This window comes from Plantactinospora alkalitolerans, from assembly GCF_015690345.1.
GTDB lineage: Bacteria > Actinomycetota > Actinomycetes > Mycobacteriales > Micromonosporaceae > Plantactinospora > Plantactinospora alkalitolerans.
In genome coordinates this window covers 1-26,890 of record NZ_JADPUN010000045.1, presented here as the reverse complement: position 1 = coordinate 26,890, position 26,890 = coordinate 1, and the positions used below count along the sequence as shown (strand labels likewise).

The window sequence follows — 26,890 nt, the reverse complement described above, 5'->3', positions numbered from 1 at the left end:
CCAGCTATCCCGGTCGGCCGACCAGACCGCGCAACGGGACGCCGGCCAGGCTCTTGACCTCACGGGACAGGTGCGCCTGGTCGGCGTACCCGGTCCGGACGGCGACCTCGGCGGCCGGCGTACCGGCCCGGGCGAGCGCCAGCGCCCGACGCATCCGCAGGATCCGGGCCAACGTCTTCGGGCCGTAGCCGAACAGCGCCAGGCTGCGCCGGTGCAGTTGCCGGGTGCCGAGACCGAGCGCGGCGGCGGCGTCGGCGACGTCCCGGCCGGCGAACAACCCGGCGACCACGTTCGCGGCGAGCGGATCCGGGCCGCCGGTGGCCGCCAGCCGCTCGGACGCCACCGACTCCAGCAGCCGGCCCGGCCGGTCGGACAACGCCATCCGCTCGGTCAGCTCCGCCACCACCGCCCCGGACCAGAGGTCCGCCAGCGCAACCCGCTGGTCCCGCAGTTCGTGCGCGGGCACGCCGAAGACCGCCGGCCCGGTGCCCGGCGGGAACCGCAGCCCCACGTACCGCGCCCCCTCCCGGCCGTCCGCGAACTTCGCCACCGTGTCCGGCCCAGCCACCAGAAGGCCGCGCCGGCTGGACCAGATCAGGTCCGTGCAGCCGTCCGGCAGGATTCGTCCCGGCCCCGTACCGGCCGCCCGGGTGACCGTCCAGACCGTGGCACCGGCCAGCCCGGACATCCGCTCCCGATACACGGCCACCAGTCTGCCAGCCGAACGGACACGACTGCGCGGGAGCTGTTCGGGATGTAGCCAACTCGACATTCTGCCGGGGCCCGAGGTGCGACCCTGTCCAGCATGGCGAGCTTCGCCGGCAACAAGATCGAGGCGTTCGTCGGGCCCCGGGAGCTTGGTGCGGCCGACGACCTCGAGCAGGTCGTGGTCGACTTCATCGGTGGCGCCCGGGAGAGCCTGGACATCGCCGTGCAGGAACTCGACTCCGAGCCGATCGCCCAGGCCATTCTGGATGCCCGGTTCCGGGGCGTGGACGTGCGGATGGTGCTGGAGCAGGACTACCTGCGGACCGCGAAGCTGCCCCGGGTGACCACCCGCGCGGGCGAACCGGAGGCCGATGCGCGGCACCGGATCCAGTGGGAGCCCGAGCCGGGCACCCGCAGCCTGGAGCCCAACCGGCGGATCGTGGCCGCCCTCCTGCGCTGCAACGTCGACGTCAAGGCCGACTACAACCCGGCGATCTTCCATCAGAAGTTCGCGGTCCGCGACTACCGGCAGCGGGCCGGGGCCCGGGCGGCGGTGCTGTCCGGGTCGGCGAACTTCACCGGCACCGACTGTCACCGCAACCTGAACCACGTCGTGGTGTTCCACGACGCCCGGATCTGCAAGGAGTACGCCGACGAGTTCGGCCGGATCCGGCAGGGTCGGTTCGGGCGGGGCGAACACGGCCGGGTGCCGAACGCGTACAGCGTCGGGGGTGTACCGGTGAAGGTGCTGTTCGCGCCGGACCACACCCCGGAGCTGGAGATCATGAAGCAGATGCTGAAGGCCACCGCCCGGGTGGACTTCGCCATCTTCACCTTCTCCGGATCGTCCGGGATCGACGACGCGATGATCGCGCTGGCCGCCGCCGGACGTACCGTGACCGGGGCGGTGGACCCGGGGCAGGGCGTCCAGAAGTGGGCGGCGACGCACGAACTCAACCGCTTCAACATCTCCCTGTACGCCCCGATCCGCTCCCCCGCCTTCGGCAAGCTGCACCACAAGCTGATGGTGGTCGACGAGGCGGTGGTGATCGCGGGCTCGTTCAACTACACGGCGCCGGCCAACCAGTACAACGACGAGAACATCTTCGTGATCGGCAGCCCGTACCCCGACCTGCCCCGCCGGGAGGGCGGACCGACCAACCTCGGCCGGTGCGCCGAGATCACCGGCTTCTTCCGGGCCGAGATCGAACGGATCGAGATCGCCGGCCAGCGGTTCAGCGGTCGGCGCTGAGCAGTTCCAGGCTCTCTGGCCGGGACGTCTGGGCGGGGTCGAGGTCCGGTCCGGCCAACTCGGTCAGCACGGCGGCGATCGCCGGATGGGTCGGTCCGGCACCCCGGGGACGGGTGACCGCGAAGATCCGTCGACCGGTCACCGGTTTCGCCAGTGGCCGTACGAGCACCCGGGGCGGTACGTGGCGTAGTGCCATCCCGGGCACCAGTGCGGCACCGAGCCCGGCCGCCACCATGTCCAGGGTGAGGGCGAAGTCGATCGCCCGATGCCGGATGTCGGGCTCGAAGCCGGCCAGATGGCAGGCACGCAGGGTCGACCGTCCACACGGGGTGTGCGCGGCGCTGGCCACCCATGGCACGTCGGCGAGGTCGGCGAGCCGCCCCGAGTCGCGCCCCCAGCCGACCGGGGTGATCAGGTGCATCGGGTCGGTGGCGATCGGGTACCGGTCCAGCTCGGCGGTGGTGGTGCCGGGCACGTGGTCGTACTCCTGGAGCACCACGATGTCGAGCGTGGCGGACCGCAGGTCCAGCCGGCTCTGATCGTCCTCGGCCTCGACCACCCGCACGTCGAGCCCCGGGTGGGCGGCCATCGCCCGGGCCGCAGCCGGAACCACCAGTGCGCCGGCCGCGGACGGGAAGGCACCGACCCGGACGGTCCCGGCGACCTGCCGGTGTGCCACGGCCAGTCCGGTCACCGCCTGCTCGACGGCGCCGAGGATCCGCTCCGCGTGCAGGGCCAGGATCTGCCCGGCGGTGGTGAGCACGACGCCCCGGCCGGAACGCTCGACCAGCGGATGACCGGCCTCCCGGGCGAGTTGGCCGAGTTGCTGGGAGACCGCCGAAGGGGTCACGTGCAGGGCCGCCGCGGCGGCGGTCACCCCGCCGCGCAGGGCCACCTCGTGGAGCACCCGTAACCGGCGGACATCCAAATCCATGTAGTGAATCTACACGAGCACTTAAGAACCTTGAACTAGACCTTAAACCAACAGGTTGGCACGGTTACGGCATGAGATTTCCGCACCGGATGCAGGCTGTCCTCGTCGCCGCCCTCTGGGGGGTCAACTTCGTCGTCATCGAGATCGGCCTCCGGGACCTGCCGCCGCTGGTGCTGACCGCGCTGCGGTTCGTGGCCGCCGCACTGCCGCTGGTCTTCCTGGTCCCGCGTCCGACGGCCCGGCTCCGGTACGTGCTCGGCTACGGCCTGGTCCTCGGCGTGTTCAAGTTCGGCGCCCTGTTCGTCGCCATCGACGCCGGAATGCCACCCGGGCTCGCCTCGCTGGTGCTGCAGACCCAGGCGCTGGTCTCGGTGGTGCTCGCCACCGCCCTCCTCGGCGAACGCCCGAGCGGCACGCAGCTCGCCGGGGTGCTCACCGGCTCGGCCGGGATCGCGCTGCTCGCGGTCGGCGCCGGTGGCCACGCCACCGCCATCGGCTTCGCGCTCACCCTCGCCGCCGCTGGCAGTTGGGCGGTGGCGAACGTGGTGGTCCGGGCCAGCGGCGAGACCCGACCACTGTCGCTGCTGGTCTGGTCGAGCCTGGTACCGCCGATCCCGCTGCTCGGCCTCGCCGGTGTGGTCGACGGGCCCCGGGCGGTGTTCGACACGATCGCCGGGATGTCCTGGACCGCCGTGCTGGCCGTCGGCTATGTCGGCTATCTTTCGACCTTGGTCGGCTGGGGCATCTGGAACCGGCTCATCGGCATCTACTCCGTGGCCCGGGTGGCCCCGTTCAGCCTGCTGGTGCCGATCTTCGGGCTCGCCGCGGCCGGGCTGCTGCTGAACGAGCCGATCACCCTCACCGAGATCGTGGCCGGCGCGGTCGTACTGGTCGGGCTGGCCCTGGTGGTGCGGACGCGCGGCAGGCGGGGAGCCGGCACGGCGGCGCCCGATCAGATCGGCGGCGATGTCACGGCATCGGGGGCATCGGGTGCAGTCCGCCGTTCATGAGCCGAACCCCTGGTCATCCCGCTCCGCACTGCCCGTCGGAGCCGCCAGACCGGTGCGCAGGAACCCGACCAGACGACGTGCCTGCGCAGTGTCGGTGGTCAGCGCCGCGCCGCTGGCCAGCGCCAACACGTCGGCGGCGGTGAGCCCGGGACGCAGGGCCGGTTGGGCGCGGTGTACCAGGTCCGTGGCGGTCGCGGTGATCGATGAGTGCCACGTTTCGAACCGATGGCCGCGGCGCCCGCCCGGTCCTTCGGTCGCCGCCAGGGCCAGCGGGCGCTTCGTCGCCACGTGGACCACGAACTCGTCGAGCCAGCTGAAGAGTGCATCCAGCGGTGACGGCGCGCCGAGGAGCTGCGCACCGTGGCGGCACAGATTCGCCACCTCGTCGGCGTAGACGGCGGCGAGGAGGTCCTCACGGGTGGGGAAATGTCGGTACAGCGTCGCGTTACCGACGCCGGCACGCCGGGCAACCTCGTCGAGCGTGATCTCGTTACCCACCTCTTCCACCAGCTGACGGGCGGCGTCGAGCAGGACCGTGGCATTGCGCAGGGCGTCGGAGCGAGGACCGCGCTTGCTATTCGGGGACATCCCCACTTACTCTACCGCAGAGAAAACGGGGAACCCCCCATTTAGATCGGGAAGGATCACACATGCCCCTTACCGCAGCGGACCGGTTCGCGATCACGGACCTCATCAATCTGCATGGCCACCTGATCGACAGTGGCGACTTCGAGAGGCTGTTCGCCGTCTTCACAGAGGACGTCACGTACGACGTGACCGCCCTCGGCGGTGGTGTCCTCGAAGGGCTGGCCGGCGCCCACGAAGCCGCGCTCGCCCTGGGCGAGGCGAATCCCGTCGCCCACCACGTCACCAACGTCGTGCTCGGCGAGACAGCGGACGGCGTGGTCCGCGCGTTGTCCAAGGGGTTCGGCGTTCTGACCGATGGATCGATCGGCAGCGTCACCTACGAGGACACCATCGAGCGGGGACAGGAAGGCTGGCGGATCACGCATCGGACCGTTCGCCCTCGCTCCACACCCCTGCAACCCTGAGCTCCCTGCAACCCTGAACGGACACGTGCACCCGAGGGCACGTGGGTAGGCGACGGTGATTGCGGCGGCCGACACCTAGCGCGGAGCCGAGCCGGTACGCTGGCGAGCCGCGGCGAGGCGCTCGTACCACGGCTCGGCCAGCGCCGGGCGGCCGGCGTCCCTGAACTCTTCGGCAACGCACTGAAGGAAGAACAGCGTGGTAGCGGCGTCCGGCCCGTCATGGTCCTCCCGCGCGGCGATGATGCGCTCGAAGGTTGCCGCCGCGGCGTTGACGTCGCCTCCGGCGACCTGCAATCGGCCCAGGTGCTCAAGTACTTCCAGCAGGTCCCGGTGCGGCAGGTCGGGGGCGGCGGCGAGCTGCTCGTAAAGCGGCACCGCCCGTTCCGGGTGTCGGCTGTACAGGTACAGACGGGCCAGCGTCGCCCGTACCGTCCGCGTGTAGGGCAGGTCCGATCGCCCCTGCACGTCCAGCCAGGCCAGCACCTCGGTGTACAGCGCCGCGGCCCGCTCCTCGTTCCCGTACTGGTCGTGGAAGCGGCCGAACTCGTAGCGGAGGTCGAGCACAACCGGGTGGCCACGGCCGTAGACCCGCTCGACGCTCGCGAGAAGCGCCTCGTGGTGCAGCGCGGCGGCCAGGAAACTGCGGAACGTCCGCAACCGGAACAGGCGTTTGCCATATGCCCAGCGGACGTCGGCCTCGTACAGTCCTTTGAGGTGGAACCGGAGCGTGATCGTGAGCCGGTGGTCCGGCCCGAACTCCTTCGATGCGTCCGAAAGGCTGCGCCGGATCAGACGCCGCGCCCTCGTGTCCGCCCCGCGAGCGGCGTAGGCGAGGGCAGCATGCGTTTGGGCGTGCACGGTCGCCGCGCTCCGGCGGCCGGTCGCCTTCTTCGCGTCGGCGGCGACAGCCTCGAGCTTCTCGACGTCCGGCCCCAGAGCGTCGGGGCGGCGGTCGCCGCGCGCATGCGCGGTCCGGGTGTAGAACACGTCCGCATGGCCGGGACCGAGCAGCCGGTGCTGCCTGCCAAGGATCGCGGCGAGTTGCCCGACCGCCCGCACCCGACTGCCCTCGAGGTCGACGAGCAGGTCGGCGAGGCGGCTGGCCAACGCGAGAGCGTCCGGCTGGCTCGACAGGAGCACCACATGTCCGATCGCGACCTCCAGATGCGGGGCGAGCCGCTCCTGCTCGGCCGAACTCTCGCACAGGGCCCACGCCGCTTCCAGAGCCGCGCCGGCGGCGCGGAAACCGTCGGGGCCGGCGGTGCGGTTCACCGCCTGGACGAGGCGGTGCACCGCGACGGTGTCCCTGTCCCGGGTGACCAGTCCATAGGCGGCGAGCCGACCGACCGCCTCGTCGACCGCTGCCCGCACCTGCTCGTCCACCTCGGACTCCCAGACCGGTGCGGGCCCCTCGGACGGCAGCGCATGGCCGAGCAGGGTCAACGGGACGCCGTCGGCCGCGTACCAGGCCAGGGCTCGCAGAAGCATCCCGGGTTCTGGCCCGTGCTCGACAGCGATGCGGTCGAAGGTGACCTGCCAGACCCGGCCGACGGTGCGCTGCGGGTCGCCGCCGGTCGGCACCCAGGACCAGGCGTCGGCGGAACGGGTCAGGCGGTCGAGGTAGGCGCCGGCCGTGACACCGTTCTGTGCGAGGTACCCGCCGGCCAACTCGACCGCCAGCGGCAGCCCGTCCAGCGCGGCGCACAGTTCGTCGGCGCCGTCGAGCAGGCGCTCGTCGGCCACCAGCCTGCCGAGCAGCTCGCGTGCCTGCGCGGGGGGAAGGACATCGAGGCGGGTGGGCACGGCAAGGCCGGCCCAGCCACCGGTCTGCCGGCTGGTGACAAGAAACCGGCCCCGAGTGTGGCTGCCGACGAGCTCGGCCACCTCCGCCGGGCGGCTGACGTTGTCGAGTACGAGCAGCCAGCCGTCGTGGGTGTCGAGCCAGGTCAGGCACCATTGAACCGCGGTGAGCTCCGGGTGGCCGCCGAGCTCGGGATGCAGCCGCCGGGCCAGGGCGGCGAGCCCGGCCTCCAGCCGGCCCGGGCTGTCCGCGGCCAGCCACCAGATCGGGTTGTACCGGTCGCGTCGAGTCAGCACGTACCGCTCGGCCAGCGTCGACTTGCCGATGCCACCGAGCCCGGTGATGGCTTGCGTGATGCCGCCGTGGCCGTGCTCGAGCGCATCGGTCAGCGCGGCGAGCTCGGCGGACCTGCCGACGAACAGCGTCTGCGTGCTGCCCGCCTGCCGGAGCCTGACCAGCCCGGCGGGCGCCTCGACCTCGGCGGCGGGTCTGATCTGCGGCGGTGGCTTGACGATCTGGTTGATGGTGTTGATCGCGTACGGGCCGGTGGAGACGATCCCCTCGTTGTACTCGACCCGCACCTCACGCTCGGCCATGAGGGCGGCTCAACCCCGGTTGATCGTATTGGTCGCACCATCTCCGGTAGAGATGATCCCCGAGTTCTGCTGCACGGCGACCGCCCCGGCGCCGGAGGCCCGCACCCCGGCAGCGTCGAGCAGCGCGGCAAGATCCGACGCCAGGTCCGCGTCGTCTTCCAGGAACTTGCGGACCCGGGCCCGCAGCGCACCCCGGAAGTCAGCATCTCCCGCGTGCTCGGCGACATCCACGACCGCCTCGTCCAAGGCGGCACCGGCGCCCGAACCAGCGTCGGCGTCCGCCGGTTCCACGACGGCACGGCCACGGCGCAGCCGGTGCAGCAGCCGCTGCCCGAGGTGGACGGTTGCGTTGGCGGCCCCGTCCTCGGTGGCGGTGAGCACCTTGCGCCCGTACGCGCCGATCGCGGCCAGGATCGGCGGCATGATCGTCTCAAGCAGTTCCACGGCCACCGCGCCCTCTCGGTCGGATGCCTGTCCGCCGCGATGCTAACGTCCCGAAGCCAACCGGCGGCACTGAGCTATCGGAGGTTCGGCCACCTGGCCCGGGCCGGTGAAGACCAACGGAGCCTGCTGCTCACCCCGCTGTCTCGGTGGTTGCACGGGAGCGCAAGCCGTTGAGGGCGGTGGTGACGACGAGGTCGGTGTACTCGGTGGTGAGTGGCGCACCGCGTTGGAGCCATCGGTTGAGGACGGGTCCCCAGATCAGGTCCACCGCAACGTCGAGGTCGAGGCCCTCGGCGAGTTGTCCCGCCCGCTGGGCGCTGCGCAAGCGCTGCCGCTTGGCCTCCTTCAACGGCCCGTCCAACCGTTCGGCGTAGGCCGCCGCCAGCTCGGGGTCGTGCGCGATCTCGGTGGCCAGCGCGCGCATCGGTTGCTCGTACCGGGGATCGTTCAGCTCCGCGACGGTGGCCCGAAGCACTGCGGTCAGGTCCGCCTCCAGGTCGCCGGTGTCCGGCAGCGCCGGCTGCTCCCCCTCGGCGCCCTCGCTGAGCATGAGGAAGGCGTCGAAGAGGACCGCACCCTTGGACGGCCACCAGCGGTAGATGGTCTGTTTGCCGACGCCGGCGCGCGCGGCGATGCCCTCGATGCTGAGTTTTGCGTATTCGACCTCCTGCGACAGGTCGAACGCCGCCGTGAGGATGGCGCGTCGCGAGGTCTCTTTCCGGCGAGCCGTGTTGGGCGTCATGGGCGATCATCGTACCACCAACGAGACGGACCGTCTCGTCTTGACGCCGCCGCTGCGGTGATCTAATCTCCTTTCCGCAGCGAGACGGACCGTCTCGTCTCACATCAGTGAAACGGAGCTCCACATGCCCACCTCTCCCAACGCCGCCCCGCGTACCTGGTTCATCACCGGCGCCAGTCGCGGACTGGGCCGTGCATTCGCCGAGGCCGCGCTCGAACGCGGTGACCGGGTGGCCGCCGCGGCCCGGACCATCACCCAGGACGACTTCGACGTGCGGCACGGTGACCGACTGCTGCCCCTGACCCTCGACGTGACCGACCGGCCGGCGGTCATCGCCGCCGTGACCACCGCGGTCGAGCACTTCGGCCGGCTCGACATCGCCGTCAACAACGCCGGCACCATGTCGATGGGCATGATCGAAGAATTCACCGAGGCCGAGGCGCGAGCCCAGTTCGAGGTCAACCTCTTCGGCGCGCTGTGGGTAAGCCAGGCCGTGCTGCCGCACCTGCGGGCCCAACGGTCCGGTCACATCGTGCAGATCTCCAGCATCGCCGCGCTCGGCGGCTTTCCGAGCACCGGCATGTACAGCGCGAGCAAGTTCGCCCTGGAAGGCATGAGCGAGGCCCTGGCGATGGAGGCTGCGGCCTTCGACATCAAGGTCAGCATCGTGCAGCCCGGCGGATACTGGACCGACCTGTACACCAGCATGACCGCCACCACCCCGTTGGAGGCGTACGCGCCGCTGCGTGCCGAACTGGAGCGACAGTGGGCGGAAGGTTCGATCGACAGCGAGCCCCGGCTGGCCGCCGAGGCGCTGCTGCAACTGGTCGACAGCGACGACCCGCCGCTGCGGCTCCTGCTCGGCAACATGGTGTACGACCTGGCATTCGACATCTCCCGCCGACGGATGGACACCTGGGCGGGCTGGGAAAAGGTCAGCCGAGCCGCCGAGCACGCCGTCGCGGCGACCGAGCACGCGCGCTGACGGCCCGTTGCCACCCGAGCCCGGCACGCACCCGCTGCACAAACCTGTCACCGCACGCGCGACTGGACCATCGGTCTGGTCCCGCTCGGGTGACGAGCTGACCGCACCTCCCCCCTGTCACAATCCACCGCCCCATCTCGTCCCTCATCCAAACGCTACAAACGCTGTCCGGGAGGGCTTGTGTTCGCCGCTTATGTCACGGTCACCATCATCGCCTCGGTCTTCAACGGCTTCGCCGCGGTCACCTATCTGATCGGTCACGAGTACCCGAAGGCTCAGGCGGACATGAAGCGCATACCACGGTCCTGGGTACCGGTGCTGGGTGTCTTGCTGGCGGCGGGCTCGTTGGGGCTCCTGGTCGGGTTCGCCGTGCCGCTGCTGGGCACCCTCGCCGCCGCTGGCCTCGTGCTCTACTTCGTGGGCGCGCTCATCGCCCACCTGCGGGTGGGTTCCCGCCAGCTCGTGGGATGGGCCGTGTTCTTCTCCACGGCGGTGGCCACGTTGGCCTTGAACCTGGGCTACCACCTGTAGTCCGTACCGACGGTCGCCGGACCCCGGTGTGGCTCGCCGAGCCACGCCGGGGACGCTGTCGTAGCCGAGAAGCAGGCACTCCAGTCGGGCGCAGGCTGAGCAACCCGGAGAAATTCAGTAGCGCTGGCGTCGACGTCTGCCGGATGCTCAGCTCGATGGGAGCTCTTGACACGCACGCCGCAGGAGTTGCTCAAGGGCGCGTGGTCCAGTTCCGCCCGAGCGGGTCCTCCATGGTCCCGCTGATCCGTAGCCGTCAACTGGTGACCGTTGCTCCGGTCGACCCGACCAAACTGGAGGTCGGAGACATCGTCCTGGTACGGGTCGCGGGAACCACCTACCTACATCTCGTTTCCGCAGTCAACAGCAGAGCCGGCCGCGTACAGATCAGCAACAACCGGGGACGCGTCAACGGCTGGACGAACTACGCCCGCGTCTATGGGATCTGCACCGCTGTCGATGGCGAACCCCGGCCTCGAAGTGCGGACAAGGTGCGGACGCCGTAACGACTCCACCATCCCCGAGCAGGCGAAGGCCCGAATGTACCCATCGCTCACAACGCTCAGGATGCCTGATGCCGTGCGCGCAGGTTGCGTTGCGTCGGGTAGGCAGTGACCGCACTCGGCTCGGCTACTCAGGTTGGAGGCCTGGCCTTCTGCGGGTAGGTGGTTTCGTGGCGGGCCAGCATGGCGACGAACTCGCCGATTTTCCGCTCACGGGTCTGCGCCCGTTTGACGGCATTGACGCGGTGGATGAGAGCGAACCGGTTGGTTCTGGTCAGCACGTCGAACATGGCCTGAGCGGCGGGGTCGGCGGCAATGGCGGCCAGGAGGTCGGCCGGCACCTCGGCTTCCGACGGCGGGGCGTAGGCGGCCGCCCACCGCCCGTCCGCCTTCGCGGCTTCCACCACTGCGCGGCCCGAGGGCTGCATTCGCCCCTGCGCCTCCAGCCGGCCCACGTGGGTGACGTTGCGTTGTGACCAGGAACTGCGGGGCCGGCGAGGAGTGAACCGGATCCAGGAGGTCTCCTGATCCCGCTTACGGGCCTGCCCGTCGATCCAGCCGAAGCACAGGCCCTCGTCTACCGCCTGCTGCCAGGTCAGCGTCGTGACCGTGCCGCCCTTCTTGGTCAGGGCGAGCCAGACGCCGGGCGACGTCGCGTGGTTGGCCGACAACCAGGCCCGCAGCGCGTCGGAGTCCACGACGATAAGCTCATCCAGTTCGGCGCTCGCCATGACGGCAGGCTAACCGCTGTGCGGTGGCTGCAGCACCAGGGGCCCGTGACGATCGCCAGGGCGCAGAGCTGGTCGCGGTCCACCGCCTTCACCACCCGGGCTTGCCGGGGCGATCTTTCTCGCCACGAGCGAGCCCAGCAGACGGTGTTGCCGATCAGCGGGCCCGCACGAGCAGTGCCTCGATCATCGCTTGCGGTTCGATGGTGGTTGGTCGGTCGCTGACCTGCCCGTCGCCGAGTTCGACGACCCGCCATACGCCGTCCGTGCGGAGAGCGAGGTCCACGGTGACGAAGGGCAGGCCGAGCCCGGCGATCAACGGTGCGATCGGGGCCAGATCGATTTCGACCTGCGCAGAATCGTTCGGGCTGTCAGGATGGGGTCCGATCAGGACACATGCGCCGTCGACCCACCATGTGCGTACCTCGGCGGAGGCGAACCGCTCGAAGCGCCGCAGCACGAATCCGCCCACGAAGTCGTCGTCGCGCAGCTCCAGGAACCGGCGCGCCACGCTCCACGCAGCCGCGCCGTCCTCGAGGTCGGGGATGAACGCGGCCTCGTCCCAGTAGTGCTTCATCGACTTGCTGTAGTCACGCAGCACCGCCGGTCCCGCGCCCAGCTCGACACGCGCGCGGTCGAAGTCGGCCCGCTCCGCGCCCGTGGTCCAGACCGACGGCGGGGTGACCGCAGCCAGAGCGGAATACCACCCAGGCAACTCATGTGCCCGCCGGTACTGCTCACCATCAGTCCTCAACACCACACCGCGCTCGGCGAGCATCTCGGCGAACGTGGCGTACTGCTCGCTACGCAGCATCCAGCCGCGGTACACGGCCATACCGCTGCCGGAAACGGTTGCGACCGCCCGGCGCGCATCTCCGCCCCCTGCCAACGCGTCGTGGTCGACCACCGCCACATCGAGCCCGGCAGCACGTGCGGCCTGTGCCTCCGCCGCGAAGTGCTCGTCTGGGTGACGCGGCCGTAGAGGGTTCGCGGGAACCAACAAAATCACCGGTACATCCTGCCCTACGCGACGTGTTGGAGCCGACCCCGGTCGACCGTCATCGCGGGTGTCCTCGCCTGTCCTCGCCGCACACGCGTACCGATGATGGGCCACGACTCCCCCAACCGCGTCCCTCCACGCGCAGCCGCTCCGGTCACGGTTGGAAGCGGTAGCCCATCCCCGGCTCGGTCAGCAGGTGACGGGGCCGGGCCGGGTCGTCCTCCAGCTTCCGGCGCAGCTGTGCCAGGTACTGGCGCAGGTAGTTCGTCTCGGACTGGTACTGCGGACCCCACACCTCCTGCAACAGTTGGCGCTGGCTGACCAGTCGCCCCGGGTTGCGTACCAGGATCTCCAGCAGGTGCCATTCGGTAGGGGTGAGCCGGACCTCGTCGCCGTCGCCGGTCCGGACCGCGTGCGCGGCCAGGTCCACGGTGTGCCGGCCGATCCCGACCGCCGGCACCTCCTCACCGGCCCCGGCCGCCCGGCGGGTCACCGCCCGGACCCGGGCCAGCAACTCGTCCACCCCGAACGGCTTGGTCACGTAGTCGTCGGCGCCCGCGTCCAGCGCGGCGACCTTGTCCTGGCTGCCGGCCCGCCCGGAGAGCACGATGATCGGCACGTTGGTCCAGCCGCGCAGCCCCCGGATCACCTGGACCCCGTCCATGTCCGGCAGGCCGAGGTCGAGCACCACGATGTCGGGCCGGTGGCTGGCCGCCAACCGGAGCGCGGCGGCACCGTCCCCGGCGACCTCCACGTCGTACCGCCGGGCCCGCAGGTTGATCCGCAGCGCCCGGAGGATCTGCGGTTCGTCGTCCACCACCAGTACCCGGGTCACCCGGCACCCCTCTCGTCCGCCACGGGGAGCCGCAGCACCATGGTCAGTCCGCCGCCCGGGGTCTCCTCCGGTTCCAGGCTGCCGCCCATCGCCTCGGCCAGCCCTCGGGACAGCGCCAGGCCTAGACCGACCCCGGCATGATTGTCCCGGTCGCCCTGCCGCTGGAACGGCAGAAACGCCCGCTCCCACTGGTCGCGCGGCAGGCCGGGGCCCCGGTCGGTGACCCTCAGTTCGACGAACCCGCCGTGCTCGCTGGCGCTGATCGCGGGTGGCTGTTCCGGCGGGCTGAACCGTAGTGCGTTGGCGACGAGGTTCACCAGTACCCGCTCCAGCAGGCCCGGATCGGTCCGGACCGCCGGCAGGTCCGCGGGCAGGCTGACCCGGACCCGTTCGGCCGCTTCGCCCAACTCGTCGAGGGCCGACGGCACCACGTCCTCCAGACCGAGCGACGCCGGCCGCAGGCCCAGCGCGCCGGCCTGGAGGCGGCTCATGTCCAGCAGATTCGCCACCAGCCGGCCGAGTCGGTCCAGGGACTCGTCGGCGGTGGCCAGCAGCTCCGCCTGGTCCGCCTCGTCGAACTCGACGTCCGCGCTACGCAGGCTGGTCACCGCCGCCTTGGCCGAGGCGAGCGGGGTACGCAGGTCGTGGCTGACCGCGGCGAGCAGTGCGGTACGCAGCCGGTCCGCCTCGGCGATCGGCTTGGCGGCGGCGGCCTCCTCGGCCAGCCGCTCCTGCCGTAGCGCGACGGCCGCCTGGGCGGCGAACGCCTCCACGATCCGCCGGTCGGCCGCCGGCAGCACCCGTCCACGCAGCACCAGGGTCAGCTCGTCGTCGAGGCGTACCTCGGCGTCCCCGGCGGCCGGGGTGGCGCACGGTTCCGCACCGACGTTGGCGGCGACCCGCCAGGCGCGCGGGTCGTGCTGCTGGTCGGGGCGGTCCGGCGTACCCGGCAGCCGCTCCAGCAGGCTGACCGTCGTCAGCCCGAACGTCTTCAGCAGACGTTCCAGCAGCGCCGTCAACGGCCGGGCCCCGCGCAGCACACTGCCGGCGACCGCGGCGAGCAGTTGCGCCTCGGCGCTCGCCCGGGCCGCCTGGCGGGTACGCCGGGCGGCCAGGTCCACCACCCCGCTGACCGCCGCCGCGACCAGTAGGAACACCACCAGCGCCAGCAGGTTCTCGGTCTCGGCGATGGTGAACTGCCGCAGCGGCGGGGTGAAGAAGAAGTTGATCAGAACCGAGCTGAGTACGGCGGCGAGCAGGGCCGGCCACCACCCACCGACCAGCGCCACCCCGACCACCGCGCCGAGGAAGAGCAGCAGGTCGCTGGTGAGCGACAGCTCGTCGGCGAGCAGCCGGAGCAGGTACGTCAGCAGCGGTATGCCGGCCACCGTCAGGCCGAGGCCGATCAGCCGGCGCCGTGCCGACAGTGCCGCCGGAGCGGTCCCGAACCGGCGGCCGATCCCGGCCTGCTCGTGCGTCACCAGGTGTACGTCGATCGGGCCGGAGAGCGCGGCGGTGGTGGCTCCGACCCCCCGGGACATGATCCGGGCGAACCGGCCCCGACGGCTGGCTCCGAGCACGATCTGGGTGGCGTTGACGCCCCGGGCGAAGTCGAGCAGTGCCGCCGGGATGTCGGCGCCGACCGCCTGGTGGTAGGTGCCGCCCAGCCGCTCCACCAGCACCCGCTGCCGGGTCAGTGCCGCCGGGTCGGCACCGACGAGCCCGTCGCTGCGGGCGACGTGCACGGCCATCAGTTCGGCGCCCTTGCTCCGGGCGGCGACCCGGGCGGCCCGGCGGATCAGGGTGTCGCCCTCCGGTCCGCCGGTGAGCGCGACCACCACCCGTTCCCGGGTCTCCCACACGGTGGCGATGCCCTGGTCGGCCCGGTAGCGGTCGAGCTGGTCCTCGACCTTGTCGGCGAGCCAGAGCAGGGCGAGTTCGCGCAGGGCGGTGAGGTTGCCGATCCGGAAGTAGTTGGCGAGAGCCGCGTCGACCTTGTCCGGGTGGTAGATGTTCCCGTGCGCCATTCTCCGGCGCAGCGCCTCCGGCGTCATGTCGACGAGTTCGACCTGCTCGGCGGCGCGTACCACCCCGTCCGGCACGGTCTCCCGCTGGGTGACACCGGTGATCTGCTCGACGACGTCGTTGAGCGACTCCAGGTGCTGCACGTTCACCGTCGACAGCACGTCGATCCCGGCGTCCAGCAACTCCTGGATGTCCTGCCAGCGCTTGGCGTTTCGCGATCCGGGCACGTTGGTGTGGGCCAGTTCGTCCACCACCGCCACCTCGGGCCGGCGGGCGAGCACCGCGTCGGTGTCCATCTCGGTGAAGTCGGTGTCCCGGTAGTGCATCGTCCGGCGCGGCAGCACGGGCAGGTCGCCGAGCATGGCCGCGGTGTGCCGGCGGCCGTGGGTCTCGACGAGACCCACGACCACGTCCGTACCCCGCGCCGCCCGCCGGTGTGCCTCCTCCAGCATCGCGTACGTCTTGCCGACGCCAGGGGCGGCCCCGAGATAGATGCGCAGTTGCCCGCGTGCCACCTGTTGATCCTGCCTCATCTTCCGGGGCCGCCCGTGGCGTCCTCAGCCGCTCGCCGGCAGCGCGCGGTCCAGGGCGAGGTTGAGTTCCAGCACGTTGACCCGGGGTTCGCCGAGGAAGCCGAGGCCACGCCCGCTGGTGTGCTCCTCGACCAGCCGCTTCACATCGGCCGGGGACGCACCCCGCTCCCGGGCGACCCGGGCCACCTGGATCTTCGCGTACGACGGGCTGATGTTCGGGTCGAGCCCGCTGCCGCTGGCGGTGACCGCGTCGGCCGGCACGGCGGGCTCGTCCGGCGCGTCGCCCCGGACCGGGGTGACCAGGCCGCCCGAGTAGTCCTCGCCCGGCTTGGCGCACTCCACCGGCACGCCACCGAAGTCGGCGACGAACGGGGTGGCCGGGCAGGCCTGGTTGACGCTGACCGCCCGGGTCACCGGCCCGGTGAGGCCGTCGCGGTGGAAGACCCGCAGCACCGCGCCGACCCCCTCCGGGGTGCAGAACGGGCGCCGCCCGTCGACGCCGTCGAGGGCGCCGGCGTCCCTGCTGCGGGTGCAGACCTGGGTCAGCAGGCTCTGCGTACCCTCGTCGGGATTGCCATCGGCGTCGAGCGCGCCCGGTACCGGCAGGGTGTCCTCGACGCTTTCCGGGCCGAGGTTGCTGGCCGAGGTGGAGGTCGGGTCGTAGCCGTCGCCGGCCGCCGACGGGCGGGACTGGAAGTAGCGCGGGATGGGGTTGCCGTCCGCGTCGGTGAAGAGCTGGCCGATCAGCCGGCTGCCGACGAGGGTCCCGCCGGCGTCGCGGACCAGCGAACCCTCGGTCCGGTCGGCGAGGCCGGGTAGCTGGCCGACCCCGACCAGAACCAGTGGGTAGGCCAGCCCGAGCAGTGCGGTGAAGACCAGTACGGCCCGCAGCGCGGCCAGGTGTTGGGCGAGCCAGGTAGGTAGGCGCATCACGAGATCCCTGGGATGAGCGAGATGATGAGATCGATGATTTTGATGCCGATGAACGGGGCGACGATGCCGCCGAGGCCGTAGACCCACAGGTTGCGGGTCAGCAGTTTGCTGGCGCTGCTCGGCCGGTACCGGACGCCGCGCAGGGCGAGCGGGATCAGCACCACGATGATGATCGCGTTGAACACCACCGCCGAGAGGATCGCGGACTCCGGACTGGACAGCCGCATGATGTTGAGGGTGTCCAGGCTGGGGTAGATCCCGGCGAACATGGCCGGGATGATCGCGAAGTACTTGGCGATGTCGTTGGCGATCGAGAAGGTCGTCAACGCGCCACGGGTGATCAGCAACTGCTTGCCGATCTCGACGATCTCGATCAGCTTGGTCGGGTCGGAGTCGAGGTCGACCATGTTGCCGGCCTCTTTGGCCGCGGTGGTGCCGGTGTTCATCGCCACCCCGACGTCGGCCTGGGCCAGTGCGGGCGCGTCGTTCGTGCCGTCACCGGTCATCGCGACCAGCCGGCCGCCCTCCTGCTCCCGCTTGATCAGCGCGAGCTTGTCCTCCGGGGTGGCCTCGGCCAGGAAGTCGTCCACCCCGGCCTCGTCGGCGATCGCCCTGGCGGTACGCGGGTTGTCACCGGTGATCATCACGGTCCGGATGCCCATCCGGCGCATCTCGTCGAACCGCTCCCGCATGCCGGACTTGACCACGTCCTTGAGGTGGATCACCCCGAGCGTCCGGGCCGGCGAGCCGTCGACGTGTTCGGCCACCACCAGCGGGGTGCCGCCACCGCCGCTGATCCCGTCGACGATGTCCCCGACCTGCTCGGTCGGATGTCCACCGTTGTCCCGGACCCATTTCATCACCGCCGAGGCGGCACCCTTGCGGACCCGCCGGGTCGGGCCGCCCGCTCCCCCGTCGACCGTGGCGTCGGGAGTCAGGTCGATCCCGCTCATCCGGGTCTGCGCGGTGAACGGCACGAAGGTGGCGTGCGGCATCAGGCCGGGCTCACGCTCCCGCAGCCCGTACGCGTTCTTCGCCAGCACCACCACCGAGCGCCCCTCCGGGGTCTCGTCGGCCAGGCTGGAGAGCTGGGCCGCGTCGGCGAGCTGTTCGGCGGTGACGCCGTCCACCGGGACGAACTCCGCCGCCTGCCGGTTGCCGAGGGTGATCGTGCCGGTCTTGTCCAGCAGCAGGGTGTTGACGTCCCCGGCGGCCTCGACCGCCCGGCCGCTCATCGCCAGCACGTTGCGCTGCACCAGCCGGTCCATTCCGGCGATGCCGATCGCCGAGAGCAGCGCCCCGATCGTGGTCGGGATCAGGCAGACCAGCAACGAGACGAGCACGATCCCGGTGACGCCGTCGGAGTTGATCGCGGCGGTGTCGGGCGCCGCCGCCTGGAACGCCTTGGAGAAGATCGCCAGCGGCTGGAGCGTGACGACCGCCATCAGGAAGATGACGGTCAGCGCCGCGAGCAGGATGTTCAGGGCGATCTCGTTCGGGGTCTTCTGCCGGTTGGCGCCCTCCACGAGGGCGATCATCCGGTCGATGAAGCTCTGCCCCGGCTGCTGGGTGATCCGCACGACGATCCGGTCGGAGAGCACCTTGGTGCCGCCGGTCACCGCGCTGCGGTCCCCGCCGGACTCCCGGATCACCGGGGCGGACTCGCCGGTGATGGCCGACTCGTCCACGCTGGCGATCCCCTCGACGACGTCGCCGTCGCCCGGGATGATCTGCCCGGCCTCGACCAGCACGACGTCGCCGTGCCGCAGTTCGGTCGCGGCGACCGCCTCGTCCCGGTAGGCGTTCGGTGCGGCGCCGGGCGACCAGCCGGTCAGCCGGGTCGCGACGGTGTCCCGTTTCGCCTGCCGCAGCGTCGCCGCCTGCGCCTTGCCCCGGCCCTCGGCGACCGCCTCCGCCAGGTTCGCGAAGATCACGGTGAGCCACAGCCAGATGGTGATCGCCCAGGCGAAGCCGGACGGGTCGGCGATGGCCAGCACCGTGGTGAAGACCGCGCCGATCTCGACGATCAGCATCACCGGGTTGCGCCACAGCGTTCCCGGGTTCAACTTGCGGGCCGCGTCCGGCAGCGAACGGAACAGTTGCCGGGGATCCAACAGCCCACCACCGACCCGGCCGCCACCGGCGGATCCGGAGGACGGCAGCCCACCAGAGGGGGCGGGCACCACCGGGCTGACAGTCATTTTCCCTTTCCTCACCATGTCGTTCAGGACTCTCACCGCGCTCACAACCCCTCGGCCAGCGGGCCGAGTGCCAGCGCGGGCAGGAAGGTCAGCGCCACCAGGACCACCGTCACGCCGACGAGCATCCCGACGAACAGCGGCCGGTGCGTCGGCAGCGTGCCGTCGGAGGCCGGTACGGGTTTCTGCCGGGCGAGCGAGCCCGCCAGGCCGAGCACGAAGATGATCGGCAGGAACCGGCCGAGCAGCATGCACAGCCCGAGCGCCGTGTCCCACCACGGCGTGTTCACCGTGATTCCGGCGAACGCCGATCCGTTGTTGTTGCTGGCCGAGGTGAAGGCGTACAGCACCTCGGAGAGGCCGTGTGGTCCGACGTTCAACGCCGTGCCGTTGTTGCCGGTGGCGAACGCCGCGGCCGTGCCGATCAGCGCCAGCATCGGGGTGATCAGGAAGTACAGCGAAGCGAACTTGATCTCCCGGGCGCCGATCTTCTTGCCCAGGTACTCCGGGGTCCGCCCGACCATCAGTCCGGCCACGAAGACCGTGATCACGGCGAGGATCAGCAGGCCGTACAGGCCGGCGCCGACACCGCCCGGCGCCACCTCGCCCAACATCATGTTGACCAGCGGCATCATCCCGCCCAGCGGGGTGAACGAGTCGTGGAACGAGTTCACCGCACCGGTCGAGGTGAGCGTGGTGACCGCGGCGAAGGTCGACGAGTCGGAGACCCCGAACCGGAGCTCCTTGCCCTCCATCGCCGCGCCGATCGCCTGCGGCACCGTGCCACCGCCGGTCAACTCGAAGACGTTTGTCAACGACACGCTGGCGATCGCGAGGATCGCCATCACCGCGACGATCGCGTACCCCTGGCGGTTCTGTCCGACCATCCGGCCGAAGACCCGGGGCAGGCTGAACGGGATCAGCAGGATCAGGAACATCTCGATCCAGTTGGTCCAGGTGGTCGGGTTCTCGAACGGATGCGCGCTGTTGACGTTGTAGAAGCCGCCGCCGTTGGTGCCGAGTTCCTTGATCACCTCCTGGGAGGCGACCGGGCCGCCGGTGATCGTCTGGGCTCCGCCGGCCACGGTGCCGACGTCGGTACCGCCGGAGAGGTTCTGCACCACCCCGCCGATCATCAGCACGATCGCGCCGAGCACCGCGAGAGGCAGCAGGATCCGCAGCGTGATCCGGACCAGGTCGACCCAGAAGTTGCCCAGTCGCTCGGACCGGCTGCGGGCGAAGCCCCGGATCAGGGCCACCGCGACCGCGATGCCGACCGAGGCGGAGACGAAGTTCTGGACGGCCAGCCCGGCCATCTGCACCAGGTGGCCCATCGTCGACTCACCCGAGTACGCCTGCCAGTTGGTGTTGGTCACGAAGCTGACCGCGGTGTTCCAGGCGATGTGGTCGGTCACCGGGTCGAACCCGAGGGAGAGCCACAGCTTGTCCTGTAGTCGCAGGAACCCGTACAGGAAGAGCAGTGAGAGCAGCGAGAACGCCAGCACGCTGCGCGCGTAGGTGCCCCAGGACTGCTCCGCCTTGGCGTCGACACCGATCAGTCGGTAGACGACGCGCTCCACCCGGGAGTGCCGGTCGCCGGACACCACCCGGTACATGTAGTTGCCGAAGGGTCGGTACACCGCCACCAGGGCCGCCACGAGGGTGGCGATGAGGATGATGCCGGCGGTCGTCGTACTCATCTAGAAACGCTCCGGGAACAGGAGTGCGAACAGCAGAAAGACGGCCAGCCCGGCCGCGACGACCAGGCCGATCAGGTTGACTGGGTTCACAGCCGTTCCACCGCCCGGGCGACGAGGGCGAGGGCCGCGAAGAGCCCCAGCGTCAGCAGCACGAACACGACGTCGATCACCGAACGTCCTCTCCAGCACGCGCGTCCAGACGACCGTTCTCGGCCGTCAGAACCATGAAAGCCCGTGTGGTGGGCGAATTCGGCGGGTTCTGACGTTTCGACTACGTCCCGCGCCCTGTTCTTGACGTCGGCTTGACGGCCCGAGGCGACGGACGGAACGGACGGCAGTTTGGGCGGATTGCCGCGTTTGACGGTCGATCCGGCGCAACCTACCCGGTCCGGCACCGGTCCGGCACCGTTTTCCGGCGATGCGATCGGCTCCGAGCGGTCGTCTCGGGTTTCACGGCGGGCCCGCCGGGTAGCCCGCCGCAGAGCCACACGGGGGGTACGCAATGCCGGATTCGGATTCCTGGGTGCACGAGGCCACCGCCACCGCCGAAGGAGGTCACCTGCATACGGACGACGGGGAACTGTCGACCCCCCTTGCCTCGCCGCTGGCGCCGCACTGCACCGGGCTCGCCCCGGAACAGCTTCTCGCCGCCGCGTTCGCCTCCTGCCTGCACCACGCGGCGGTCGAGGCGGCCACGGGCATCACGGACGAGGCCCACACCGTGCAGGTACGCGCCCAGGCCCGGCTCGCCCGGGACTCCGATGGTCTCTACCGGGCCGACGTACGCGCCAGCATCGCGTCGGTCGGCCTGAACCGGGACCAGCTGAACGATCTGGCCCGCTACGCCGACCAGCTCTGGCCGTTCGCCAACGGCAGCGGCCGATCCACCCTCACCGTCGGTCCGGCGGAACCGCGCCGACGCTGACCCGGCGCCGGCCGCCGTCCCGGGCTGCCGTCGGCACAGTCTCCCGCCGGAAGCGGACGGTCACAGCCACCTACCGGAAGCCGGCGGTCACCGCACGGTGGTCGCTGGCCGGCGTCCGGACGACCTTGGCGTACGCCGCCGTCAGCCCCCGGTACAGCACGTGGTCGGGGCGGGTCAGCGGCAACGCGGCCGGCCAGGTGAAGCCCGGTCCCCGGCCCGCGTCGGCCTGGGCGTCGTTGAGCAGCGCGGTCAACGGTTCGATCTTCCGGTCGGTGGTCGCGGTGTTGAGATCGCCGAGCACGATCAGGCGCTCGGCCCGGTCCTGACGGATCCGGTCGGCGAGGGCGGTCACCGTCCGGTCCCGGGTACCGGTGTCGCCGGCCCTGACCGAGCCGAGGTGCACGACGTAGACGACGACGTCGCCGCCGGGCGCGGCCACCACGGCCCGCAGGGCCCGGGTCCAGGCGAGCCCGGTGTCGACGCCGACGAAGTCCCGGATCGGAAACCTGCTCCAGAGCCCGACCGTGGTGACGGCGGCCCGATGCGGATACCGCTCCCGCAACCTCCCGGTCACCGACTCGTCCGCGTCCTCGGACAACTCCTGCAGGGCGATCAGGTCGGCCCCGGTACCGGCCAGGGTGCCGACCGTGGCGGTCGGGTCGGGATTGCCCTCCCGCAGGTTCTGGCTGGCCACCCGCAACTGCACCGGGCCACCGTCCCCGCCCGGAATCCACGCCGCGCCGAACAGCACCGCCCAGACGAGTGCCGGCACCAGCACGGCGGCAAGCGCGATCCGGGACCGGGCCAGCAGGGCGACCGCCGCGAGCAGCGGCACGCCGAGGCCGAGGAACGGGACCCCGCTGTCCAGCAGGCTACCCAGACCTCTGATGTTGGGAATCAGCCGGTGGCCGGCCATCAGCGCGGTCAACAGGGCAGCCGCGACCACGATCAGCGTGTCGCGGCGACGCCGCCGCCGACCCGCCGACCCGCCGCCCGCCGGCTCGATCTTGCTTTCGGCCACCGAGGGCATCGTATCGAAGCAGATGGCGCGCGGATCCCCGGACCGGCGAGCCCACGGGCGCGGTGTCCGATTGTCGGAGGCGGGCCGGGCCGGCCGACGGACCATTCGGAGCCGGGCCGGATCGGGTGGCGGACCATTCGGAGCCGGGCCGGATCGGCTGACGGACCATTCGGGCCAGGTTCGGGGACGGCCGTCCGGGCCAGTCGGGCTGAGCCGAACGACCCACCCGGATGATCTCCAGCTCGGATCCGGACGACCCGGGGGCGGCGTCACCGATCGGCACCGACCGCCGGGCAGGACGGACATGCCGGTATTGCCGGGTCCCGCCAAGGCCGACCGCGAGTGTCGACGAGTGCCCGGTTGACCAGGCAAAACTGTGGTACAGGCCACCCGTTCGACCCGCCCCATTCGACTCGGTTTTACCTAACCTCGGCGGGTGCCTCACAAGGAACAAGCGGATCGCGAACTGGACACCGCAACGCAGGCTGACCGTTCGGAGGATCCCGGATCGGTCAACCAGCCAATCGGCCGTCACCGGGCTCGGGCCGTACCCGAATCGGGACGGGTCCGATCCGGCCTCCGGTCGGCGCTCGCCTCCGGTCCGGTCCGGTTCGGGTCGGTCGCCGTGCTCGCCTGCTGCCTCGGCGCCGCGGTACTCGTCGAGACGCGGGCGGCCACGACACCGGCCCAGCCCGCACCTTCGGCGAGCCTGCTGGCCGAGCGCGCCGCCGATATCGAACGCGACCCGGCGTCCCGGGCGACCGAACGGGCGCCCGCGCAGGCGCCGTCGGCCACCGCCACCCCGACCCCCGGCCAGCCGACCGCCCGTCCCACCGTCGCCCGCACCCAGATGACCCGGGCCAAGCGGTCGGTCCGGCCGAGCCCGGTCGCCGGCCTCACCCAGGCCCAGATGGACAACGCGCACACGATCGTCCAGGTCGGCCTGAAGATGGCCGTCCCACGCCGGGGACTGGTGGTCGCGATCGCCACCTCCATGCAGGAGAGCAACCTCTACAACCTGGCCAGCGGTGTCCTGCCAGAATCGCTCGACCTGCCGAACCAGGGCGTCGGGTACGACCACGACTCGGTCGGGCTGTTCCAGCAGCGACCCAGCTCCGGCTGGGGCACCGTCGCCGACCTGATGCGACCGGCGTACGCGGCCGAACGCTTCTACGAGGCGCTGCTGGCCATTCCCGGCTGGCAGGACATGAGCGTGACCGGCGCGGCACAGGCGGTACAGATCTCCGCCTTCCCGGACGCGTACGCCCAGCACGAGGGACGGGCGACCACCGTCGTCGGCGCACTCGTCTGAGCCTCCGCCCCCGGGCCCGACACCGGCACCACCGCGCGCGGGCGCACTCCAGCACCCGGGAATGGCGCAGGGTGGACGACAGCAGTTCCACCCTGCGCCGGTTGGTCATCCGGTGACGCTGGATGACCAATCCCCGTGGGTACCCTCAGGAGGCTGCGGCCGGAACGACCTCGTCCACCGGGTCGGCTTGGTCCTGCCGGTGCGTGTCCGGGCGCGGCACCCGGCTGATCACCGCGTCTCGGAGGATCTCGTCGACCCGTTCGGCCCGGATCCGGCGTGCCTGCAGCACCGCCTCGAATTCCCGGCGGGCCTGTACCGCCTCGGCGTAGACCTGATCGCGTACCTGTCGGGCCTCCTCCCGCGCCGCCGCCAGGTCGGCTCGGGCCCTGGCCAGTATCTCGGCCGCCTCACGCTCGGCGGTCAGCAGCAACCGCCGGGCCCGGTCCGACGCGTCACCGGGCGGTGGCGGCACGACCAGCAGTCCGCTCAGTCGGTCGATCTCCGCCCGGAGCTGGACCAGTTCGGGATTGTTCTTCGCGACGGCGTCCGTCCGCGCCGCCAACCGACCAAGTCGCTCGCCCAACTCCTCCAGGCAGCGGTCGACCTCGGTCTGGTCATAGCCGTTTTCCACGACGGAGAATTCCATGCTTCGCCCCCAGGCAGCCGTTGTCTCTTGCCACCTGAAATCCTCGTCAGTCGACAGACGTACCAAGGGGCGAATCGGGAAAATTGTTCAGCATGCGGGCGCCTTGCCCGGTCGAGCGACCAGGGCCGCTCAGGTCTGCCGGGGCAGCACGACGATCTGACCGAAGAACTCGTCGATCCGCCGGATGACGTCGTTGAAGTCGTCGAGGCCGATCGGCTTGGTGACGTACGCGTTGGCGCGCAGGTTGTAGCTGCCGATGATGTCGGTGTCCGCGTTCGACGTGGTCAGCACGACGATCGGGATCGTGCGCAGGTTGTCGTCACTCTTGACCTTGGTCAACACCTGCCGACCGTCCATCCGGGGCATGTTGAGGTCCAGCAGGATCATGTCCGGCCGGGGCGCGGTTTCGTGCCGCCCCTCCTGGTAGAGGAACTCCATCGCCTCCTGGCCGTCGCCGACCACGTCGATTTCCTTTGGCACACCGGAATGGGCCAACGCTTCCTCGATCATCAGCACGTCGCCCGGATCGTCGTCCACGACGAGGATCCGCACGGGCTTCGACTCGGCTGCGTCCATCGGAGACCTGCCTCGGCTCGGTTGGGATGGGATGGGCGCCACCGGCCTCAGCAGGCGGGACAAGCTCTTGTCCGGACTCGGTCCACCACTCGATGGGCGAGGGAACTGTAGCCGATCAGCGGTCAGGTAGGGATGCCGGGGCGTGATGGTCATGCTCCTGGTCGTACCGCAACAACTCGGCCAGTCCGCTGATCCGCAGCACCCGGTCGACCCGACCCGTGGCTCCGGTCAGCCGCAGCCAGCCGCCCCGCGAGGCGGCCTGGTCGTCCCCCCGGACGAACGCCGCCAGACCACTGGAATCGCAGAAACTCAGCTCTGTCAGGTCTATCAGAAAACGCCGCTGCCCCTCGTCAAGCAACCGGTCGAGGGCTGCGTGAAGTTCGGGCACCGTGACGATGTCCAACTCGCCATCCAGATGCACCCGTAGGAAGTCAGCATGCTGCGTGCAACTGACGGAGAACGCCACGCCGCCCCTCCACACCCCTGACCGGCCGATACTTGCAGTCAGGCAAGTATACGCAACCTCTAGATCGACATCGAGAGGCCCGTACCCGGGGTGCGGTTTGTCGGCCGGGGGCGGGGGAAGGTGCCCAGCACGGACCGCTCAGGAAGAGGTTAACCATGGCAAAGCAGCAGGTCCCGATGGTCACACTTCCGTCCGGTGAGGCGATCCCGGCACTCGGCCAGGGCACCTGGGGAATGGCGGAGGATCCTCGGCGGCGGAACGACGAGATCGCGGCGCTCCAAGCCGGAGTGGACGCCGGCCTGACCGTCATCGACACCGCCGAGGTGTACGCCGACGGCGGAGCCGAGGAACTGGTCCGCGAGGCGCTCGGCGACCGACGCGAGGAGATCTTCCTGATCAGCAAGATTTCGTCGGAGCACGCGACCGGGAACGGCACCGGCGTCGCCTGCGAGCGGAGCCTGGAGCGGCTGGGTACCGACCGGATCGACCTGTACCTCCTACACCAGCGGGGTTCCGCACCCCTGCCCGAGACGGTGGAGGCGTTCACCAACCTGATGACCCAGGGGCTGATCCGGCACTGGGGGGTGAGCAACTTCGACGTCCCCGAGGTGGTCGAGCTGACCGGTATCCCCGGCGGTACGTCATTCGAGACCGACCAGATCCCGTACAACCTGACCCGGCGGGGGATCGAGTGGGACCTGCTCCCCCGGTGCCGCGCGGCGGGCCTGCCCGTGATGGCGTACTCGCCGCTCGAACGCGGCCGGATGCTCGACCACCCGGCCCTGGCCGCCGTGGCAGAACGGCACGGCGGCACACCCGGACAGGTGGGGCTCGCCTGGCTGCTGGCTCAGCCGGGGGTCTGCACGGTGACCAAGGCAAGTTCCCCGTCGCGGGTGCTGGAGAACCGGGCCGCGGTCGAACTGACCCTGACCGACGACGACCTCGCCGAACTCGACCGGGCGTTCCCGCCGCCGAGCGGTCCCCGACCGCTGGAACTGCTCTGATCCGTCGCGCCCCGGCGGCGCCGGGTCAGGCCGGTTCGAGTCGGGCCGGTCGTTTCGTGGGCTCGGCACCCAGTTCCTCCGGCCGGGCCGCGTCCTCCGGAGCCCCGTTCTCCGGCGGCTGGAAGAGATACCGGACGAAGTCCCCGCCCGCCTCGTTCTCCTCCGACCCGGGCCACTGCCCGACGGAATCGACCCCGATGACCTCTCGGCCGCCTTCGTCCGTCTCCTCCAGCAGCGCCCACACCGAAACCGGGTACGAGCGGGTGGTGTCCGGGTCGAGACGCCAGCGGGCGTACCAGCCGGGTCGGGCGGGGACGATCTCGACAATCCTCTTCATGGCGACGTTCCTTCCGGTAGCACGGAAGTCTCACCGGTCGACCTGATCCTGGACGCCCGTGGGGTGAGCGCCCCTCACCCCACGGGCGTCCAGGAT

At 70.7% G+C, this 26,890-nt stretch carries 29 protein-coding genes; 9 read left to right on the top strand and 20 right to left on the bottom strand.

Annotation, left to right across the window (positions count from 1 at the left end; genetic code table 11):
* Positions 1 to 4 precede the first annotated feature (4 nt).
* Complete coding sequence (locus I0C86_RS02475) at positions 5 to 703, bottom strand: helix-turn-helix domain-containing protein (protein ID WP_196199536.1); 699 nt, start codon at positions 701 to 703, stop codon at positions 5 to 7.
* Positions 704 to 805: 102 nt separating this feature from the next.
* Between I0C86_RS02475 and I0C86_RS02470 the strand changes: the two genes are divergently transcribed.
* Positions 806 to 1,960, top strand: coding sequence for a phospholipase D-like domain-containing protein (locus I0C86_RS02470; RefSeq protein ID WP_196199535.1), 1,155 nt, complete (start codon positions 806 to 808; stop codon positions 1,958 to 1,960).
* Here I0C86_RS02470 and I0C86_RS02465 read toward each other — a convergent pair.
* Positions 1,944 to 2,894: a LysR family transcriptional regulator gene (locus I0C86_RS02465; RefSeq protein WP_196199534.1), complete on the bottom strand. Its 951-nt coding sequence runs from the start codon at positions 2,892 to 2,894 to the stop codon at positions 1,944 to 1,946. The genes I0C86_RS02470 and I0C86_RS02465 overlap by 17 nt on opposite strands.
* A gap of 71 nt (positions 2,895 to 2,965) precedes the next feature.
* Here I0C86_RS02465 and I0C86_RS02460 point away from each other — a divergent pair, with 71 nt between their 5' ends.
* Entirely contained in the window at positions 2,966 to 3,904 is a 939-nt protein-coding gene (locus I0C86_RS02460) for an EamA family transporter (protein WP_196199533.1), read from the top strand.
* On the opposite strand, the gene I0C86_RS02455 is transcribed toward I0C86_RS02460, so the two are convergent.
* Entirely contained in the window at positions 3,899 to 4,492 is a 594-nt protein-coding gene (locus tag I0C86_RS02455) for a TetR/AcrR family transcriptional regulator (protein WP_196199532.1), read from the bottom strand. The genes I0C86_RS02460 and I0C86_RS02455 overlap by 6 nt on opposite strands.
* Positions 4,493 to 4,554: 62 nt before the next feature.
* Here I0C86_RS02455 and I0C86_RS02450 point away from each other — a divergent pair, with 62 nt between their 5' ends.
* Positions 4,555 to 4,956, top strand: a complete 402-nt coding sequence (locus I0C86_RS02450; protein WP_196199531.1) for a nuclear transport factor 2 family protein — start codon at positions 4,555 to 4,557, stop codon at positions 4,954 to 4,956.
* A 75-nt stretch (positions 4,957 to 5,031) separates the two neighbouring features.
* On the opposite strand, the gene I0C86_RS02445 is transcribed toward I0C86_RS02450, so the two are convergent.
* The 3 genes from I0C86_RS02445 to I0C86_RS02435 form a co-directional block, all read right to left on the bottom strand.
* Positions 5,032 to 7,353, bottom strand: a complete 2,322-nt coding sequence (locus I0C86_RS02445) for an NB-ARC domain-containing protein (protein ID WP_196199530.1) — start codon at positions 7,351 to 7,353, stop codon at positions 5,032 to 5,034.
* Positions 7,354 to 7,362: 9 nt separating this feature from the next.
* Positions 7,363 to 7,797 (bottom strand): hypothetical protein, encoded by a 435-nt coding sequence (locus I0C86_RS02440; RefSeq protein ID WP_230393418.1) that lies wholly within the window; start codon positions 7,795 to 7,797, stop codon positions 7,363 to 7,365.
* Between the two features lie 130 nt (positions 7,798 to 7,927).
* Positions 7,928 to 8,539, bottom strand: a complete 612-nt coding sequence (locus I0C86_RS02435; protein ID WP_196199529.1) for a TetR/AcrR family transcriptional regulator — start codon at positions 8,537 to 8,539, stop codon at positions 7,928 to 7,930.
* 124 nt (positions 8,540 to 8,663) lie between these two features.
* Between I0C86_RS02435 and I0C86_RS02430 the strand changes: the two genes are divergently transcribed.
* From I0C86_RS02430 to I0C86_RS02420, 3 genes are all read left to right on the top strand, one after another.
* Positions 8,664 to 9,524, top strand: coding sequence for an SDR family oxidoreductase (locus I0C86_RS02430; protein ID WP_196199528.1), 861 nt, complete (start codon positions 8,664 to 8,666; stop codon positions 9,522 to 9,524).
* Positions 9,525 to 9,704: 180 nt separating this feature from the next.
* Positions 9,705 to 10,055, top strand: coding sequence for a DoxX family protein (locus I0C86_RS02425; RefSeq protein WP_196199527.1), 351 nt, complete (start codon positions 9,705 to 9,707; stop codon positions 10,053 to 10,055).
* A gap of 260 nt (positions 10,056 to 10,315) precedes the next feature.
* On the top strand, positions 10,316 to 10,558 hold the full coding sequence (locus tag I0C86_RS02420; RefSeq protein ID WP_230393417.1) for a hypothetical protein: 243 nt from the start codon (positions 10,316 to 10,318) through the stop codon (positions 10,556 to 10,558).
* 128 nt (positions 10,559 to 10,686) lie between these two features.
* On the opposite strand, the gene I0C86_RS02415 is transcribed toward I0C86_RS02420, so the two are convergent.
* From I0C86_RS02415 to I0C86_RS02375, 9 genes are all read right to left on the bottom strand, one after another.
* Entirely contained in the window at positions 10,687 to 11,286 is a 600-nt protein-coding gene (locus tag I0C86_RS02415) for a YdeI/OmpD-associated family protein (protein ID WP_196199525.1), read from the bottom strand.
* A gap of 154 nt (positions 11,287 to 11,440) precedes the next feature.
* Positions 11,441 to 12,190: an ATP-grasp domain-containing protein gene (locus tag I0C86_RS02410; RefSeq protein ID WP_323373430.1), complete on the bottom strand. Its 750-nt coding sequence runs from the start codon at positions 12,188 to 12,190 to the stop codon at positions 11,441 to 11,443.
* Positions 12,191 to 12,437: 247 nt separating this feature from the next.
* Entirely contained in the window at positions 12,438 to 13,118 is a 681-nt protein-coding gene (locus I0C86_RS02405; protein ID WP_192769537.1) for a response regulator, read from the bottom strand.
* Positions 13,115 to 15,658: a DUF4118 domain-containing protein gene (locus I0C86_RS02400; protein WP_196199524.1), complete on the bottom strand. Its 2,544-nt coding sequence runs from the start codon at positions 15,656 to 15,658 to the stop codon at positions 13,115 to 13,117. Before I0C86_RS02400 ends, I0C86_RS02405 begins: the two co-directional genes overlap by 4 nt.
* Before the next feature lie 42 nt (positions 15,659 to 15,700).
* On the bottom strand, positions 15,701 to 16,606 hold the full coding sequence (locus I0C86_RS02395; RefSeq protein WP_196199523.1) for a potassium-transporting ATPase subunit C: 906 nt from the start codon (positions 16,604 to 16,606) through the stop codon (positions 15,701 to 15,703).
* The gene (kdpB, locus tag I0C86_RS02390) at positions 16,606 to 18,810 is read right to left on the bottom strand and encodes a potassium-transporting ATPase subunit KdpB (protein ID WP_196199522.1); all 2,205 of its coding nucleotides are present in this window, start codon (positions 18,808 to 18,810) and stop codon (positions 16,606 to 16,608) included. The genes I0C86_RS02395 and kdpB overlap by 1 nt, the downstream gene beginning before the upstream one ends.
* Before the next feature lie 41 nt (positions 18,811 to 18,851).
* Positions 18,852 to 20,507: a potassium-transporting ATPase subunit KdpA gene (gene kdpA, locus I0C86_RS02385; protein WP_196199521.1), complete on the bottom strand. Its 1,656-nt coding sequence runs from the start codon at positions 20,505 to 20,507 to the stop codon at positions 18,852 to 18,854.
* Positions 20,508 to 20,597, bottom strand: a complete 90-nt coding sequence (gene kdpF, locus I0C86_RS42805) for a K(+)-transporting ATPase subunit F (protein ID WP_192769532.1) — start codon at positions 20,595 to 20,597, stop codon at positions 20,508 to 20,510. It abuts the gene before it with no gap.
* On the bottom strand, positions 20,594 to 20,902 hold the full coding sequence (locus tag I0C86_RS02375; protein WP_196199520.1) for a hypothetical protein: 309 nt from the start codon (positions 20,900 to 20,902) through the stop codon (positions 20,594 to 20,596). The genes kdpF and I0C86_RS02375 overlap by 4 nt, the downstream gene beginning before the upstream one ends.
* Before the next feature lie 107 nt (positions 20,903 to 21,009).
* On the opposite strand from I0C86_RS02375, the gene I0C86_RS02370 reads away from it, so the two are divergent.
* The gene (locus I0C86_RS02370; RefSeq protein ID WP_196199519.1) at positions 21,010 to 21,432 is read left to right on the top strand and encodes an OsmC family protein; all 423 of its coding nucleotides are present in this window, start codon (positions 21,010 to 21,012) and stop codon (positions 21,430 to 21,432) included.
* Between the two features lie 70 nt (positions 21,433 to 21,502).
* Here I0C86_RS02370 and I0C86_RS02365 read toward each other — a convergent pair whose 3' ends face one another.
* Positions 21,503 to 22,453, bottom strand: coding sequence for an endonuclease/exonuclease/phosphatase family protein (locus tag I0C86_RS02365; protein WP_323373429.1), 951 nt, complete (start codon positions 22,451 to 22,453; stop codon positions 21,503 to 21,505).
* A 436-nt stretch (positions 22,454 to 22,889) separates the two neighbouring features.
* Here I0C86_RS02365 and I0C86_RS02360 point away from each other — a divergent pair, with 436 nt between their 5' ends.
* Entirely contained in the window at positions 22,890 to 23,765 is an 876-nt protein-coding gene (locus I0C86_RS02360; RefSeq protein ID WP_196199517.1) for a hypothetical protein, read from the top strand.
* 145 nt (positions 23,766 to 23,910) lie between these two features.
* On the opposite strand, the gene I0C86_RS02355 is transcribed toward I0C86_RS02360, so the two are convergent.
* From I0C86_RS02355 to I0C86_RS02345, 3 genes are all read right to left on the bottom strand, one after another.
* Positions 23,911 to 24,411, bottom strand: coding sequence for an ATPase (locus I0C86_RS02355; protein ID WP_196199516.1), 501 nt, complete (start codon positions 24,409 to 24,411; stop codon positions 23,911 to 23,913).
* Positions 24,412 to 24,540: 129 nt separating this feature from the next.
* Positions 24,541 to 24,987 (bottom strand): response regulator, encoded by a 447-nt coding sequence (locus tag I0C86_RS02350; RefSeq protein ID WP_196199515.1) that lies wholly within the window; start codon positions 24,985 to 24,987, stop codon positions 24,541 to 24,543.
* A 115-nt stretch (positions 24,988 to 25,102) separates the two neighbouring features.
* Positions 25,103 to 25,453 carry an STAS domain-containing protein gene (locus I0C86_RS02345; RefSeq protein ID WP_196199514.1) on the bottom strand — a complete coding sequence of 117 codons (351 nt, stop codon included), beginning with the start codon at positions 25,451 to 25,453 and terminating at the stop codon, positions 25,103 to 25,105.
* A 155-nt stretch (positions 25,454 to 25,608) separates the two neighbouring features.
* Here I0C86_RS02345 and I0C86_RS02340 point away from each other — a divergent pair, with 155 nt between their 5' ends.
* Positions 25,609 to 26,457 (top strand): aldo/keto reductase, encoded by an 849-nt coding sequence (locus tag I0C86_RS02340; protein ID WP_196199513.1) that lies wholly within the window; start codon positions 25,609 to 25,611, stop codon positions 26,455 to 26,457.
* 25 nt (positions 26,458 to 26,482) lie between these two features.
* On the opposite strand, the gene I0C86_RS02335 is transcribed toward I0C86_RS02340, so the two are convergent.
* Positions 26,483 to 26,794 carry a hypothetical protein gene (locus tag I0C86_RS02335; RefSeq protein ID WP_196199512.1) on the bottom strand — a complete coding sequence of 104 codons (312 nt, stop codon included), beginning with the start codon at positions 26,792 to 26,794 and terminating at the stop codon, positions 26,483 to 26,485.
* Between the last annotated feature and the right edge of the window lie 96 nt (positions 26,795 to 26,890).

Excerpts from the sequence above, each read along its gene's own strand:
- I0C86_RS02470 (WP_196199535.1), top strand. The coding sequence starts at position 806 with ATGGCGAGCTTCGCCGGCAACAAGATCGAGGCGTTCGTCGGGCCCCGG.
- I0C86_RS02465 (WP_196199534.1), bottom strand. The coding sequence starts at position 2,894 with ATGGATTTGGATGTCCGCCGGTTACGGGTGCTCCACGAGGTGGCCCTG.
- I0C86_RS02460 (WP_196199533.1), top strand. The coding sequence starts at position 2,966 with ATGAGATTTCCGCACCGGATGCAGGCTGTCCTCGTCGCCGCCCTCTGG.
- I0C86_RS02455 (WP_196199532.1), bottom strand. The coding sequence starts at position 4,492 with ATGTCCCCGAATAGCAAGCGCGGTCCTCGCTCCGACGCCCTGCGCAAT.
- I0C86_RS02450 (WP_196199531.1), top strand. The coding sequence starts at position 4,555 with ATGCCCCTTACCGCAGCGGACCGGTTCGCGATCACGGACCTCATCAAT.
- I0C86_RS02445 (WP_196199530.1), bottom strand. The coding sequence starts at position 7,353 with ATGGCCGAGCGTGAGGTGCGGGTCGAGTACAACGAGGGGATCGTCTCC.
- I0C86_RS02435 (WP_196199529.1), bottom strand. The coding sequence starts at position 8,539 with ATGACGCCCAACACGGCTCGCCGGAAAGAGACCTCGCGACGCGCCATC.
- I0C86_RS02430 (WP_196199528.1), top strand. The coding sequence starts at position 8,664 with ATGCCCACCTCTCCCAACGCCGCCCCGCGTACCTGGTTCATCACCGGC.
- I0C86_RS02415 (WP_196199525.1), bottom strand. The coding sequence starts at position 11,286 with ATGGCGAGCGCCGAACTGGATGAGCTTATCGTCGTGGACTCCGACGCG.
- I0C86_RS02395 (WP_196199523.1), bottom strand. The coding sequence starts at position 16,606 with ATGCGCCTACCTACCTGGCTCGCCCAACACCTGGCCGCGCTGCGGGCC.
- kdpB (WP_196199522.1), bottom strand. The coding sequence starts at position 18,810 with ATGACTGTCAGCCCGGTGGTGCCCGCCCCCTCTGGTGGGCTGCCGTCC.
- kdpA (WP_196199521.1), bottom strand. The coding sequence starts at position 20,507 with ATGAGTACGACGACCGCCGGCATCATCCTCATCGCCACCCTCGTGGCG.
- I0C86_RS02370 (WP_196199519.1), top strand. The coding sequence starts at position 21,010 with ATGCCGGATTCGGATTCCTGGGTGCACGAGGCCACCGCCACCGCCGAA.
- I0C86_RS02355 (WP_196199516.1), bottom strand. The coding sequence starts at position 24,411 with ATGGAATTCTCCGTCGTGGAAAACGGCTATGACCAGACCGAGGTCGAC.
- I0C86_RS02350 (WP_196199515.1), bottom strand. The coding sequence starts at position 24,987 with ATGGACGCAGCCGAGTCGAAGCCCGTGCGGATCCTCGTCGTGGACGAC.
- I0C86_RS02340 (WP_196199513.1), top strand. The coding sequence starts at position 25,609 with ATGGCAAAGCAGCAGGTCCCGATGGTCACACTTCCGTCCGGTGAGGCG.
- I0C86_RS02335 (WP_196199512.1), bottom strand. The coding sequence starts at position 26,794 with ATGAAGAGGATTGTCGAGATCGTCCCCGCCCGACCCGGCTGGTACGCC.